The organism is Aurantibacter sp. (genome assembly GCF_042094015.1).
GTDB lineage: Bacteria > Bacteroidota > Bacteroidia > Flavobacteriales > Flavobacteriaceae > Aurantibacter.
Window position 1 is genome coordinate 1 of the sequence record NZ_JBELDZ010000059.1, and the last position, 15340, is coordinate 15340.

The 15340-nt window shown below is 29.9% G+C and carries 15 protein-coding genes and 1 other RNA gene; 8 read left to right on the forward strand and 8 right to left on the reverse strand.

The genetic code is table 11. The features are described from left to right. Together ACFDSN_RS08995 and ACFDSN_RS09000 are read right to left on the reverse strand one after the other, a co-directional pair. On the reverse strand, window positions 1-1220 hold a 1220-nt coding region (locus ACFDSN_RS08995), incomplete at its 3' end, for an MFS transporter (protein WP_375239517.1). 73 nt (window positions 1221-1293) lie between these two features. Next, window positions 1294-2124: a M48 family metallopeptidase gene (locus ACFDSN_RS09000; RefSeq protein WP_375239518.1), complete on the reverse strand. Its 831-nt coding sequence runs from the start codon at window positions 2122-2124 to the stop codon at window positions 1294-1296. 135 nt (window positions 2125-2259) lie between these two features. Between ACFDSN_RS09000 and msrB (ACFDSN_RS09005) the strand changes: the two genes are divergently transcribed. The 3 genes from msrB (ACFDSN_RS09005) (at window position 2260) to lpdA (ending at window position 4610) form a co-directional block, all read left to right on the forward strand. Continuing rightward, a complete protein-coding gene (gene msrB / locus ACFDSN_RS09005) occupies window positions 2260-2736 on the forward strand; it encodes a peptide-methionine (R)-S-oxide reductase MsrB (RefSeq protein ID WP_375239519.1) in 477 nt (158 codons plus the stop codon). A 2-nt stretch (window positions 2737-2738) separates the two neighbouring features. Then, window positions 2739-3131 carry a peptide-methionine (R)-S-oxide reductase MsrB gene (gene msrB, locus ACFDSN_RS09010; RefSeq protein ID WP_375239520.1) on the forward strand — a complete coding sequence of 131 codons (393 nt, stop codon included), beginning with the start codon at window positions 2739-2741 and terminating at the stop codon, window positions 3129-3131. Window positions 3132-3233: 102 nt separating this feature from the next. Further along, window positions 3234-4610, forward strand: a complete 1377-nt coding sequence (gene lpdA / locus ACFDSN_RS09015; protein ID WP_375239521.1) for a dihydrolipoyl dehydrogenase — start codon at window positions 3234-3236, stop codon at window positions 4608-4610. 88 nt (window positions 4611-4698) lie between these two features. Here the strand turns inward: lpdA and aroQ are convergent, their stop codons facing one another. Then, window positions 4699-5115: a type II 3-dehydroquinate dehydratase gene (aroQ, locus tag ACFDSN_RS09020; protein WP_375239522.1), complete on the reverse strand. Its 417-nt coding sequence runs from the start codon at window positions 5113-5115 to the stop codon at window positions 4699-4701. 93 nt (window positions 5116-5208) lie between these two features. After that, window positions 5209-5805: an OmpW family outer membrane protein gene (locus ACFDSN_RS09025; protein ID WP_375239523.1), complete on the reverse strand. Its 597-nt coding sequence runs from the start codon at window positions 5803-5805 to the stop codon at window positions 5209-5211. A 221-nt stretch (window positions 5806-6026) separates the two neighbouring features. On the opposite strand from ACFDSN_RS09025, the gene xerD reads away from it, so the two are divergent. Then, on the forward strand, window positions 6027-6923 hold the full coding sequence (gene xerD, locus ACFDSN_RS09030) for a site-specific tyrosine recombinase XerD (protein ID WP_375239524.1): 897 nt from the start codon (window positions 6027-6029) through the stop codon (window positions 6921-6923). Between the two features lie 114 nt (window positions 6924-7037). Here the strand turns inward: xerD and rny are convergent, their stop codons facing one another. The 4 genes from rny to ACFDSN_RS09050 all read right to left on the reverse strand — a co-directional run bounded on the left by rny (window position 7038) and on the right by ACFDSN_RS09050 (window position 9451). Continuing rightward, window positions 7038-8630: a ribonuclease Y gene (rny, locus tag ACFDSN_RS09035; protein WP_375239525.1), complete on the reverse strand. Its 1593-nt coding sequence runs from the start codon at window positions 8628-8630 to the stop codon at window positions 7038-7040. Window positions 8631-8677: 47 nt separating this feature from the next. Continuing rightward, a non-coding RNA gene (ssrS, locus tag ACFDSN_RS09040) (6S RNA) lies at window positions 8678-8798 on the reverse strand. Window positions 8799-8852: 54 nt separating this feature from the next. Next, window positions 8853-9146, reverse strand: a complete 294-nt coding sequence (locus tag ACFDSN_RS09045) for a cell division protein ZapA (protein WP_375239526.1) — start codon at window positions 9144-9146, stop codon at window positions 8853-8855. Window positions 9147-9160: 14 nt separating this feature from the next. Then, on the reverse strand, window positions 9161-9451 hold the full coding sequence (locus ACFDSN_RS09050) for a hypothetical protein (protein WP_375239531.1): 291 nt from the start codon (window positions 9449-9451) through the stop codon (window positions 9161-9163). Between the two features lie 169 nt (window positions 9452-9620). Between ACFDSN_RS09050 and ACFDSN_RS09055 the strand changes: the two genes are divergently transcribed. From ACFDSN_RS09055 to ACFDSN_RS09070, 4 genes are all read left to right on the forward strand, one after another. Further along, on the forward strand, window positions 9621-11309 hold the full coding sequence (locus ACFDSN_RS09055) for a M23 family metallopeptidase (protein ID WP_375239527.1): 1689 nt from the start codon (window positions 9621-9623) through the stop codon (window positions 11307-11309). A gap of 12 nt (window positions 11310-11321) precedes the next feature. After that, on the forward strand, window positions 11322-13787 hold the full coding sequence (locus ACFDSN_RS09060; protein WP_375239528.1) for a carboxypeptidase-like regulatory domain-containing protein: 2466 nt from the start codon (window positions 11322-11324) through the stop codon (window positions 13785-13787). 72 nt (window positions 13788-13859) lie between these two features. After that, entirely contained in the window at window positions 13860-14042 is a 183-nt protein-coding gene (locus ACFDSN_RS09065; RefSeq protein WP_375239529.1) for a Lacal_2735 family protein, read from the forward strand. A 46-nt stretch (window positions 14043-14088) separates the two neighbouring features. Further along, window positions 14089-15207 (forward strand): SDR family oxidoreductase, encoded by a 1119-nt coding sequence (locus ACFDSN_RS09070; protein ID WP_375239530.1) that lies wholly within the window; start codon window positions 14089-14091, stop codon window positions 15205-15207. The last annotated feature ends 133 nt before the right edge of the window (window positions 15208-15340 follow it).

Genomic DNA, 15340 nt, shown 5'->3' on the forward strand with positions numbered 1-15340 from the left:
CGCATATTACTTTGCTCTTCTACTATTGCAAAAATAACCATACCTATTACTATTCCTATTTTCTCGGCAACATCGTAAAAACTAAAATACAATGTGGTATCTTCTGTTTCTGGTAAAAATTTAGAATACGTAGATCTCGCTAAAGATTGTATTCCACCCATAACTAAACCTACTAATCCTGCTGCTATGTAAAATTGATTTGGTGTAATCATAAAATAGGCATAAAAACATAAGCTCATCCAAAATATATTAATAACTATAAGTGTATTTATATTTCCAAATTTTGCTGATGCTCTTGATGTTAGGACTGCACCAACTATAGCTATTAATTGGATAATTAAAATACTAACAATTAAACCTTGTGTTTTCTCTTCGTTATTTGCCCAAGCTATTTCTTTTTCACCAAAATAAACCGCAACTAACATTATAGTTTGTACTGCCATACTAAAAACAAAAAAAGCATTTAAGTAAGCCTTTAATCGTTTATTCTGTTTTAATTCTATCCAAACTAATTTTAATTCTCTATATCCATTAAATAAGACTGCTTTTGTTACTTTATGTCCTTGATTTACCCCATTTGGTAACACATAAAATGTGTATTGACTAAAAAGTAACCACCAGATTCCAACCATAACAAATGAGTAACGCATCATTTCTACTTTATCAACGTTATTTTCTTGACTCATTACCATTCCTAAATTAATAACTAAAAGTAAAACACTTCCAATATAACCAAGGCTAAATCCTTTAGCACTAATACTGTCTTGTTGTTCTGGATAAGCTATGTCTGGCAAATAAGAATTATAAAATACTAAACTTCCCCAATAACCAATTAACCCCATAAAGTAAAAAAGTAGGCTGTAATAAATTTCATTTGATTCTATTCCAAACCAATATAAACCAATACAACCAATACTTCCAACATAACAAAAGAATTGCATAAATCGTTTTTTATTACCTACATAATCTGCAACTCCTGATAAAATGGGAGACAAAATAGCAACTACTAAAAAAGTAAAAGCAGTAACTAAAGTAATTAAAACGGTTTGTTTAAATTCAAATCCAAAAGCTTTAGCAGGTTCATCGCTATTTAAAAATAAGCTTGCATAAAATATTGGAAATATAGACGATGCAATAGTTAATGTATAAACTGAATTTGCCCAATCGTAAAAAGCCCAAGCATTTAATAATTTCTTACTTCCTTTTTTTAAGGATTCCATACACGTCAGTTTTAATAAAAAAGCTGCTCTTAAATAGAACAGCTTGTAATATACTTATTATTTGTAAAAGAATTTAAAATTCTCCTAAAGGTCTAAAAGAATTAACTCCAAATTTTACAGCTTCAGATTTAGCTGTAGGAGCCAATTGTGTTAAATTATCAATACGTGTTTGTGTAGCTGGATGCGTACTTAACATTTCTGGTGGCGCTTGTCCTCCACTTGCTTTTCCCATTCTAACCCATAACTGAGCAGCTTCTTCTGGGTTATAACCAGCAATTGCCATTAAATATAAACCTATTTTATCTGCTTCTGTTTCATGGCTTCTACTAAATGGTAACATTACACCAACTTGAGAACCTATACCATAAGCTTGGTTAAATAAACCTCTTTTTTGATCGTCTTGAATAGCTATATTCCCAGCAACAGCTCCAACTTGTTGTAACATACCTGCACTCATACGTTGTTGTCCGTGATTTGCCAATGCATGAGCAACTTCGTGTCCCATAATAGCAGCAATAGCTGTCTCATTTTCTGCTACCGGTAAAATTCCTGTATAAAATACAATTTTTCCACCAGGCATACACCATGCATTTACCGTATTGTCATCCACTAAATTATATTCCCATTTATAATCTGCTAAATAACCTTGTTTTCCATTTGCATTTAACCAACGTTCTGCAGCAATAGCTATACGCTGACCAACTCTAGTAATCATATCGGATTGTTTCGTTCCAGTAACTACTTTGTTCTCTCCAAGAAACTGATTGTATTGAGCAAAAGCTGTTGGAAATAATTGTGAGTTAGGTACAAGTGCTAAAGTACTCTTGCCTGTAAATGGATTTTTAGAACAAGAAAAACACATTAAAAGTGTTAATACTGCTAATTTTATTTGACTACTTTTCATGATTGTTAATTTTTTATAAAAATAGAAAATATTATAGAATTAATTAATAAGGTTTCCATTTTAAATACGACAAAATGTTAAGATCAGTTAAATACTAGTCAATTATTAGTCCAAAACCTTAATTTTATAATAAAAATGAAAAATCTTATTTTACTTTTTGCTGCTTTAGTTTTATATAGCTGTAATACAGAAGCTCAAACAAAAAACTCAATACCAGAAACCTTTAAGATAAATAAAACTGAGACTGAATGGAAAGCTATTTTAACTCCAGATCAATTTTATGTTTTAATAAAATCTGGAACAGAAAGACCTTTTTCCAGTCCTTTAAATAAGAATTACAAAACAGGAACTTACCATTGTGCTGCTTGTAATACACCATTATTTTTAAGTGAAAACAAATTTGATTCTGGAACAGGTTGGCCAAGTTTTGATAGAGAAATTAAAGGAAACGTTGCTTTTTCTACAGATTATAACTTAGGTTATTCTAGAACTGAAGAACATTGTGGAACTTGTGGTGGACATTTAGGACACATTTTTAATGATGGTCCAAAAACAACTGGAAAAAGACATTGCATTAACGGTGATGCATTAATTTTTAAACCTAGTAACTAATTATGAAAACCTATAACGTAAATAAAACAGAATCTGATTGGCAAAATCAATTAACAGATGAACAATACAGAATATTAAGAAAAAAAGGTACAGAAATGCCACATACAGGTAAATATAATCTTCATTTTGAAGATGGAACCTATAAATGTGTTGGTTGCAACGAACCGTTATTTGAAAGTAATAGTAAATTTGAATCTTCTTGTGGATGGCCAAGTTTTGATGAAGCAATTAAAGGTAAAATAGAAAATGTTTTGGACAAATCTCATGGTATGATCAGAACAGAAATTGTTTGCTCAAATTGTGGCGGACATTTAGGACACGTATTTAACGATGGTCCAACAGAAACCGGAACACGATTTTGTGTAAATTCTGCTAGTATAGATTTTAACATATAATATATCCTTTTTAATATTCATATAAATAAATTTACAACTTCAATTAAATATTAAGCTTTGTTTTGTAATTTCGTAACTTGATAAAAACGAAATATAATTATAATGAGTAAATACGATGTTATTGTTCTTGGAAGTGGTCCTGGTGGTTATGTAACTGCTATTCGCGCTTCGCAATTAGGATTAAAAACTGCTGTAGTTGAAAAAGAAAGTCTTGGCGGTGTTTGTTTAAATTGGGGTTGTATTCCTACAAAAGCCTTACTTAAATCTGCTCAAGTTTTTGAATATTTAAAACATGCAAACGATTATGGTCTTGTAGTTAAAGATTATGACAAAGATTTTGATGCTGTTGTAAACAGAAGTCGTAATGTTGCTGAAGGCATGAGTAAAGGTGTTCAGTTTTTAATGAAAAAAAATAAAATCGACGTTATTAATGGTTTTGGAAAGGTTAAACCTGGAAAAAAAATAGATGTTGACGGAAAAGAATATTCAGCAGACCATATTATTATTGCTACTGGTGCTCGATCTAGAGAATTAGCTAGCTTACCACAAGATGGCGAAAAGGTAATTGGTTACAGACAAGCTATGACACTAAAGAGTCAACCTAAAAAAATGATTGTGGTTGGTTCTGGTGCTATTGGTGTTGAATTTGCATACTTCTATAACGCTATGGGTACAGATGTTACTGTTGTAGAATATTTACCAAATATTGTTCCTGTTGAAGATATTGATGTATCTAAGCAAATGGAAAAATCGTTTAAGAAAAGTGGTATAAAAGTTATGACTTCTGCAGAAGTTACAAATGTAGATACATCTGGAACTGGAGTTAAAGCAACAGTAAAAACTAAAAAAGGAGAAGAAATTCTAGAAGCAGATTTGGTTTTAAGTGCGGTAGGAATAAAAACAAATATTGAAGGTATTGGTCTTGAAGATGTTGGTATCGCTGTAGATAGAGATAAAATATTAGTTAATAAACATTACCAAACTAATATCCCTGGATATTACGCAATTGGAGATGTTACACCAGGACAAGCTTTAGCACATGTTGCTTCTGCTGAAGGTATTTTATGTGTAGAAAAAATTGCTGGTCACGATGTAGAAGCTTTAGACTATGGAAATATTCCTGGTTGTACTTATGCTTCTCCAGAAATTGCTAGTGTTGGTTTAACCGAAAAGCAAGCTAAAGATCAAGGTTTAGACATTAAAGTTGGTAAATTTCCTTTCTCTGCTTCTGGAAAAGCTAGTGCTGCAGGAACTAAAGATGGTTTTGTAAAAGTAATTTTTGATGCCAAATATGGTGAATGGTTAGGTTGCCATATGATAGGTGCTGGAGTTACAGATATGATTGCCGAAGCCGTTTTAGGTAGAAAATTAGAAACTACAGGACATGAAGTTTTAAAAGCAGTACATCCGCATCCTACAATGAGTGAAGCTGTAATGGAAGCTGTTGCAGATGCTTATGATGAAGTGATTCATTTATAAAAAACAAATATTTTTAAAATAATAAAAATCCCAGAACATTCTGGGATTTTTTATTTACTTAATTCTCAGTATTTTAATAACGTTAAGCCTAAAGAAAACTCTGTATTGCTAGCTCATAACTTTGTAATCCAAAACCTAAAATAACACCTTTTGCACTTGGAGAAATAAAAGATTGATGTCTAAATTCTTCCCGTGAAAACGTATTGGATATATGTACTTCTACAACTGGCGTTTCAATTGCTTTTACTACATCTCCAAGACCTACAGACGTATGTGTGTATGCAGCCGCATTTAATATAATACCATCATAATTAAAACCAACGTCTTGTAACTTATCTATTAACTCACCTTCTATATTAGACTGATAATGTTCTAGTATTATATTAGGGAATTTAAGTTGTAAAGTTTTAAAGAAATCTTTAAAGGTTTGATTTCCGTATATTTCTGGCTCACGTTTACCTAATAAATTAATATTTGGACCATTAATAATTATAATCTTTTTCATTTCAAGTTCTTATTACGCAAAAGTACAAAAGTTTAGACATAAAAAAACCCGAAGCTTAGCTTCGGGTTTTTAATAATATTATTTGGTTACAAATTAGAATTTGTAAGTTAATCCAAAGTTGATATCAGATAAATCGAAGTTTAATCCGAAAGTATTTGCAGCCTCAGCTCCATCTACGTCTGCTTTAGCACTAGCATAAGATAATGCTCCAATTGAAGCTCTTAAAGCAAATGCGTCAGATACGAAATAGTTAACTCCTGGTGCTACAGCAAATCCGAAAGTATTAAATTTGAAATCATCTCCTCCTGCATCAAAAGATGTAGTTTCAGTTTGGTAAGCAAAACCTGCACCAACTGTGAAAGAAAATTGACTCGCTGGAGTAAAGAAATATCTTGCTCCTAAATCAACACCTACAGTTGTAGTTTTGTCGTCATTAGCGGCAGTATCAGAACCGAAACCTAATCCTAATTCTAATGCAATGTTGTCAGTTAAAAAATATCCAACTGATGGAGAAAATTCAAAACCACTAGTAGATACTTCGTCTTGAGAAAAACTAGTAAAACCTACTGTACCTGAAACATAAAGGTCAGATTTTGCAAAGCTACCTGTTGCAGCTTCAGTACTTTCGTCTTGTGCGTTTGCAGTGAAAGCAAATAATGCTACAGCTGCTGTTAAAATTAATTTTTTCATTTTTTTAAATTTAAAAGTTGATTTAATGTTATAATTATGGGGCAAATATATATATAATTATCTTTTTAAACAATACATTTTATAGAGTTATTAACAATTTTATTAACAATAATCAATTAAACACTTAATAACTAAGCCAATAGAGTTTAAAATAAGGTAAAAAAAACAGAAACATAATTTAAAACAAAATTTAAACACTAAATTTATATCATAAATAACATATGAATTGGACTAATTTACATAAAGATTATAAAACATACTTAAAACTGGAGCGTGGATTATCTACTAATTCCATTAATGCTTATAGTTTAGATATAGTTAAACTTATATCTTATCTAAAAAACAACAATATTAATACTTCTCCTATTAATATAAGCAAAATCGAGTTAACTCAATTTATATATAATAGTACAAAAATATTAAACCCAAGGTCTCAATCTAGGTTAATATCTGGGTTAAAAGGCTTTTTTAATTACTTAATTTTTGAAGATTATAGAACAGATAATCCAATGGAAAGCATTGAGTCTCCTAAAATAGGCAAAAAATTACCCGACACTATAAGTACAGATGATATTGATAATTTAATAGCAGCTATAGATTATTCTAAAAAAGAAGGTGAGCGAAATAAAGCTATTTTAGAAACCTTATACGGTTGTGGCTTGCGTGTTAGTGAGCTTACGTCTTTAAAACTGTCTGACTTATATTTTAAAGAAGGGTTTATAAAAATAACAGGAAAAGGCAACAAACAACGTTTTGTGCCAATTATAGATACTACAATAAAATATATATCAAACTATATTAAAAATTCTAGAAGTCTATTAAATATAAATCCAGAACATTCTGATATTGTTTTCTTAAATAGACGAGGAAAACAATTAACAAGAGCTATGATTTTTACTATAATTAAACAACTAGCGGTGAAAATTAATTTAAGCAAAATAATTTCTCCACACACATTTAGACATTCTTTTGCTACACATTTATTAGAAAATGGTGCAGATTTAAGAGCTATACAACAAATGCTTGGTCATGAAAGTATTACAACAACAGAAATATATATGCATATAGACAGAACTCATTTACATGATGCAATTAATAATTTCCATCCAAGAAGTTAATTTTCCTAAAAAAACAGAGCAAATTTCACAAAACAAAAAAGCCTCGAATTAACGAGACTTTTTATTTATTTAGAATAACTAACTGTTTTAATATACAAAATTATTGATTAAAAATTACTTAGCAATATTAACTGCTCTAGTCTCTCTAATTACAGTAACTTTAACTTGTCCAGGATACGTCATATCAGTTTGTATCTTTTGAGAAATTTCAAAAGATAAGTCTGCTGCTTTTTGATCGTTTACTTTTTCACTTTCAACAATAACACGTAATTCTCTTCCAGCTTGAATAGCGTAAGCTTTTTTAACTCCACCAAATGCAATAGCAATTTCTTCTAGATCTTTTAAACGCTGAATATAAGAATCTAACACTTGACGTCTTGCTCCAGGTCTTGCTCCAGATATTGCGTCACAAACCTGAATAATTGGAGACAATAATGATGTCATTTCAATTTCATCATGATGGGCTCCAATAGCGTTACAGACTTCTGATTTTTCACCATATTTTTCAGCCCATTGCATTCCTAATATAGCATGAGGAGTTTCCATATCTGCTTCTGCATCTGGTACTTTTCCAATATCATGTAACAATCCTGCACGTTTAGCTAATTTAGGGTTTAAACCTAATTCTGCAGCCATAACACCACAAAGCTTTGCTACTTCACGTGAGTGTTGTAATAAATTTTGTCCGTAAGAAGAACGATATTTCATACGTCCTACCATTTTTATTAATTCAGGATTTAATCCATGAATTCCTAAGTCAATAACTGTTCGTTTACCAACTTCAATAATTTCTTGTTCAATTTGCTTCTGTGTTTTTCTAACAACTTCTTCAATACGTGCTGGATGAATTCTTCCATCGGTAACTAATTTATGTAAAGATAATCGTGCAATTTCACGTCTTACAGAATCAAAACAAGACAGTATAATAGCTTCTGGAGTATCATCAACAATAATTTCTACACCAGTTGCAGCTTCAATTGCTCTAATATTTCTTCCTTCTCTACCAATAATTCTACCTTTTACATCATCACTTTCAATATTAAATACAGATACGCAATTATCTACCGCTTCTTCAGTTCCAATACGTTGTATGGTGTTAATAATAATTTTTTTAGCGTCTTGCTGAGCAGTTAATTTAGCTTCTTCTAAAGTATCTCTAACATAAGCCATAGCTTCTGTTTTTGCTTCAGACTTAAGTGATTCCATTAATTGAGCCTTAGCATCATCTGCAGATAAAGAAGATATTACTTCTAATTGCTGTACTTGGCTTTTGTGCAACTTATCTACTTCCGCTTGTTTACGATCTAAATCATCTTGTTTTCTTTCTGTTGCTAAGGATTTATCTTCATAGGATTGAATTTTTGATTCAATCTCTAAATTCATTTTTTTACCCTTAGCTAACTCAGAAGATATTTGAGATTCTTTATCTCTAATGCGTTTTTCAGCATCAGACATTTTCTTTTCACGAGAAGATATTACTTTTTCGTGTTCAGACTTAAGCTCAATAAATTTTTCTTTTGCCTGAAGGATTTTATCCTTTTTTAAAGCTTCACTTTCAGACTTAGCTTCTTTCAAAATAGAAGTCGCAGATTTTTTTGCGCTTTTTATAAGCTTAGAAGCATTATTTTTTTCTAATGCTTTTGCTATAGCAAATCCAGCTATTATCCCTATTACAATTCCAAGAACTGCGTATAAAATTATTTCCATATTAAATTTATATATAAAAAAAGCCTACACTAATTTGGATTTTGTATAAACTCCTTAAAAACAAGTTTAGGGCTAACAAATTGATCAAGGATCTGCCTAAATAGAAACCTATTAGCAGCATGCTTTTACAAATTCAAACTCACCCTTTTTAAAGAATTAACGTTGAGTTTATCAAAAAAATAATTAATGTAGGCAGTAACCTATTGTTATTTAATGAACGTATTAGTTGTTTAAATGTTGTTCTAACAATATATTCAAAGCTTCTAACTTATCTTCTACTGTTTTATCAACTTCAACCTTATTTATGGTCTTCTGCTCTACTTGAGTAGCAAATTGCAAAGCACACATAGCTAAAACATCTTGCTTATCTCTAACAGAATAACTCTTCTCAAATTTAGTAATCATTGCCTCAATAGATTTTGCTGCTTTACGCAAACCTTCTTCTTGGCTAGGTTCAATTGTTAATGGATAAACTCTATTTGCAATAGATAATTTTATTTTTAACGATTCTACCATAATTACCTGTTTAATTATTCTGAAAGCTGACCAATACAATGATCTATTTCTCGAATTAAAGCATTTATTTTGAGCTTTGTTTCTCTTTTATTATCGTCACTGCCAAGCATAGCATTAGCAATTTTCAAAGTCTCAAATTGATTTTTCCAATTAATAACTTCTTCTTGCTTGTTTTTAAGTTGCTCTTTTGTTAATTGCAAATTTTGCTTTAAAATTAGATTATCTTGTTTTAAGCTAGACATTTGTCTTAAAAGCTTATTTATTTTAATTTCAAGCGAATTTACAGTAAACTCAACACCACTCATTAACAACTATACTTATCTCACAAAGTTAGGTTAAGTATTACTAATTAACAATAGTTTTTAGAGATTTTTTGCAAAAAACTTAGACTTGCTTATATTCAATGGATTGGCATTAACTTTGCAATTGTTTTTGTTAAAATTAATGTCTATTTTAGATTTCAAACCCAAATGTATGCGAGCACTTCATAGTTTTATATTTCTATTTACTCTAATTCTATCTGCACAATCTAAATATCCACAAGATTATTTTATAAGTCCACTAGATATCACAACAATACTTTCTGGTACGTTTGGAGAGTTAAGATCTAATCATTTTCACGCAGGTTTAGATATTAAAACAAAAGGTCGAGAAGGTTTGAATGTATATGCTACAGCAAATGGCTATGTTAGCAGAATTAAAATCTCACATTTTGGTTATGGTAAAGCTGTTTATATTACGCATCCAAATGGTTACACAACTGTCTATGGGCATTTACAAAGTCTATCTCCTACTCTTGAAGCTTATATTAAAAAAATACAATACAAGAAGGAAAGTTTTGAAGTTGAAATTTTCCCTGAACCTTCAGAACTACTTTTAAAAAAAGGGGAAGTTATTGCATTATCTGGAAACACAGGTGGGTCAGGTGGTCCACATTTGCATTTTGAAATTAGAGATAATCAAGAAAGACCAATTAACCCAATGCTCTTTGGATTAACAACTAAAGACACTAAAAAACCTAATATTAAATCATTTTATGCTTATCCCTTAAATGACACATCTCATGTTAATGGATTTAATTCAAAACAAAAACTACGTTTAATTGCTCTTAAAAATGGAGATTTTAAAATTCCAGAAATAAAAGCATATGGAGAAATTGGTTTTGGTTTAGAAAGTACAGATAGACATGATTTAGCAGGAAACAATAATGGTGTATTTAAAATTGAAAGTTATTTAAATGGCCTCCAAAATTTTGAGATTAATTTTGAGCGTGTTTCTTTTAGCGAATCTAAACATATTAACCGATTTATAGATTACCCATACTATAAGGAAAAGAAAAAAAGAATTCAGAAAGTTTTTAAAGACACTAATAATCCACTAAGTATTTTTTCTAAAGAAGTAAATAATGGCATTATAACCGTTATAGATAGTATGTCTTCCGTATACAAAGTAACGATTAGTGATTTTGAAAATAATAAAACTAATATTAATTTAAACATTAAAGGTTCTATAACAGATAGTATTAAAATTGAAAACACTTTTAAAAGTGATTATTTGGTAACTAGAAATGAAACAACAGAACTAACTAAAAATAATATTTCCGTAACTATTCCTAAAAATACTTTTTATGAAGATTTTTATATGGATTTTAAAGTTGAAAATAATAAACTAACATTACATAACACACAATTAGCAGCTTCTAAATATTTTACGATTACATATGACATATCAGAATACAAGGATAAAGACTTAAAAGGCTTATATATAGCAAGGTTAATTGGCTGGAATAATTATCCAAGTTATCAATCTACTAAACGAATTGGAAATGTTTTGTTTACAAAATCTAAAACTTTAGGGACCTATAACTTAGCAATAGATAGCATAAACCCAACAATTAAACCCATAAATTTTACTGATGGTAAATGGCTTAGTAAGTATCGGTTTTTAAAATTACAGATTAACGATAAACAAACTGGGATAAAAAGTTATCGAGCAACAGTAAATGGAAAATTCATTTTAATGGAATACGACTATAAAAAGAAAACTTTAATACACGATTTTAACGACAAAGCCGTTATAGATACCAAGAATAATTTAAAAGTAATCGTTATAGATAATGTTGGAAATAGTACTACATTTGAAGCAACCTTTTTTAGAAAATAAAACTTAGTATTTTTGAAAACACTAAAACTCCTATTAAGCTTATACTTATTTGTATTTACAATAACAAGCTTCTCGCAAAGTGCCACAATTAAAGGCGTGATTTTAGACGAATTTAATCAACCTATTGAAGGCGTAAATATAAAAACAGAGAATAACACAGGTGCACAAACCAATGCTAATGGTTTTTTTACTTTAGAAATAAAAAGCAAAACAGAAATAGTATTAATTTTTTCTCATATTTCACATAAAAACATTACTGCTACATTTAATCTTGAAAATGGCGAACAATTTGAATTCAACCCTGTAATGAAAACTGATGTTTCTCAAATATCAACCGTTATAATTAATGGAAAAAAACGTAAAGATGTTGAAGGTATTATTACTATTTCACCAAGTGTAATTAGAAAAATCCCTGGAGCAAATGCTGGTGTAGAAAATATATTAATGACGCTTCCAGGTGTAAGTTCTAATAATGAATTAAGTACACAATATTCTGTAAGAGGTGGAAATTTTGATGAAAATCTAGTTTATGTCAATGGGATTGAAGTTTATAGACCTTTTTTAATTAGATCTGGTCAACAAGAAGGGTTTAGCTTTGTAAATAGTGATTTAGTAAGTAATGTCGATTTTTCTGCTGGTGGATTTCAAGCTAAATATGGAGATAAACTTTCATCAGTACTAGATATTACCTACAAAAAACCTGTAGAGTTTGGTGCAAGTGCAAATTTAAGTCTGTTAGGTGCAAATGTTGCTGTAGAAACTACAAGTAAAAACTCAAAATTTACAAGTATTACTGGTTTACGATACAGAGATAACAGTTTATTTGTAAATGCAAAGCAAACAGAAACTAATTTTAGACCTGTATTCGCAGATATACAAACCTACTTAACCTATCAATTTAATTCTAAATTTGAATTGAGCTTTCTTGGAAACACATCTATTAACTCCTATAATTACGAACCTTTAACCCGACAAACAAATTTTGGAACCCTAGATAATCCCATTGCATTACTGGTTCAATATGAAGGACAGGAAAGAAGTCGTTATCAAACACTTTTCGGAGCTTTACAAGGAAGTTACAATGTAAACGATAAACTAAATTTAAAACTTATTGCATCATCTTATCACACAACAGAAGAAGAGCATTTCGATATTCTTGCAAATTATGCCTTAGGTGAAGTAAATAGTAATATAGGCGATGAAGATTTAGGTGAAGTAGAATTTTCAGAAGGTATTGGTTCTCAATTAAATCACGGTAGAAACGACTTAGATGCATTAATTACAAATATTGAAACAAAAGGAACCTTTACTAAAGATGAAAATGAAATAAAATGGTCTGTAAAATATACAAATGAAGATATTAGAGACCGATTAGTAGAATGGGAAGTTATAGATTCTGCTGGATTCTCTATTAATCCGCCAAGTTCTGGAGGATTTAATGATCAACCTTACTCACCAGATTCTGGTCCTATAGAAGCTTTTCAAAATGTAAGAGCCAGAAACAACACTAGTATAGATAGAATTCAAGCGTACTTACAATGGAGTAAACGTTCTAATATTGGTGAACATAAAGTTTGGTACAATGCTGGAATTAGAGGACATTATTGGACTGTAAACGATGCCGCTTCTGGATCTAATAACCAGACAGTCTTTAGTCCAAGAGCACAATTTGCAATAAAACCTAACTGGAAAAAAGATATGCTTTTTAGACTTGGTACAGGTTTATATTATCAGCCTCCATTTTATAGAGAATTAAGAGCTCAAGATGGTGTAGTAAATCCAAACGTGAAAGCACAAAAATCGTTTCATATAGTATTAGGTAATGATTATAGCTATAAAATGTGGGATAGACCTTTTAAGCTAACTACAGAAGCATATTATAAAAATATGACGGACGTAAACCCATATTCTGTAGAAAATGTTCGTATTCGCTATAACGCAATTAATGATACAGAAGCATATGCTTATGGGTTAGACTTAAGGTTAAATGGTGAATTTGTTCCTGGAACAGAAAGTTGGTTTAGTTTTGGTTATTTAAAAACCGAAGAGAACAGAAATAATCGTGGTTATATAGCAAGACCAACAGATCAACGTTTAAAATTTGCTGCACTATTTCAAGATTATATGCCTAACTTACCAATGGTGCAAGTATACATTAACTTAGTTTATAATACTGGTCTACCAGGTGGATCTCCAAGTTATTCAGACCCATACGTTTATACAAACCGTCTACCAGATTATAAACGTGCAGATATAGGCTTTCAATATGTATTTGTTGAAGATGGTAAAACCTTCGATAGAGGTTGGAAAAAACCATTTAAGGATTTACGTTTAGGTGTAGAAATTTTTAATGTTTTTAATGTTCAAAACTCTATAACTAACACTTGGGTTAGAGATGTTTACTCTAAACGTCAATACGCAATTCCAAACTTTTTAAGTCCTCGTGTTTTTAACATAAGAGCAAGTTTAAGGCTATAAAAATAACACTTTGTTTAACAAAATTTTAATTATTTTAAACATTTATAGCTTTATCTTTGTTTAAAAAAAATAATGTTTGGAATTTTTAAAAAGAAAACAGAACTAGATAAGTTAGAAAAAGAATATAAGCAACTATTAGAAGAAGCTTTTAAACTGTCTACTTCAAATCGTAGTGCTAGCGACGCAAAACAAAATGATGCACAACAAATTTTAGACAAAATTGATGCTATAAGAGCAAAAGAAGCTAAAGTTTAAGGCTAGAATAAATAAACCACTTACCTTTACATCATAATTATAAATTATGAATTGTTTACTTACAGGAGCAACAGGAATTGTTGGAAGCCATATTATGTTCGAGTGGCTTCACAAGGCTTTAACTACAAAAGATGTTAACCATTTATATGTTGTAATTCGTGCTTCAAAAGTTTCAGCTAAAATACGTTTAAAAGAAATTTTAGAAGATAATGATAAACCTTCATTTTTAAATCAATTTTCAACAGAAACACTTCTAGATAAAATTACAATTATTGAGTCAGACTTATTAAGTTTAGACATAAATTCTTGTAAGAACCTAAATTTTAATACTATAATTCATTGTGCCGGCTCTACTAATCTTTTACAAAGTACAGATACTAAAAACAACGTAAAAGAACAAAACTTAGGTGTAACTAAACATCTATTAAACGAGTTTAAAACTAAGCTAAAACGCTTTATTTATATAAGTACAGCCTACTCTTTTGGTATTCAAAATAAAAAAGTAGACGATAAAATATCTAACCATAATGTAACTAGTTTTAGAAATCCATATGAAGCTTCTAAATATGAAAGTGAGTACTTTGTTAAAGAATTTTGTTTGAAAAACAATATTAATTCACAAGTATTAAGACCAAGTATTGTTTGTGGTAGACTTATTGAAGCTCCTTTTTTTGAAACACCAAAATTTGATGTTTTCTATAGTTGGCCAATGTTTTTAAGCAAATACGCTAAAAAATGTACCGAAAACTTTAGAATATGGATAGATAAAGCTAGTGGACTAAATATTGTACCTGTAGATTTTGTAGCTAAGTCTGTACTTTATGCTTATTTAAAACCAGATTTAAAAGAATTAAACATTGTAAATCCTGTACAAATTCTACATAAAGATTATGTAGGTCATGTGTTACGGTCTTTTAAAATTAATAATTTTGAATACACCTCTATTAAACCAGAAAACTTAAATACTTTTGAAACTCTTTATTATAAAAGTATAGGTTTATTATTTGAAAAATATGTTTCTGTACCAGATTTACAATTTAATGCAGAGGCTATATCAAAATTAATAAAACAATTAGGTTTAGAACCAAACCTTGGCGTACACAAAAACTTTATGAACTTAATAGATTTTTCTGTTGAGAAAAAATTCAGAAAAAGTTATTCATAAACCGATTTTATAAAACTAATCGTTTCTTCATTAAACTTATTAGGTTGCTCAACATTTACAACATGTCCACAATTCTCTAAAATCATTAAAGATGAATTTATGTGAGAATTCACAATGTTTTTTATAGAAGGTA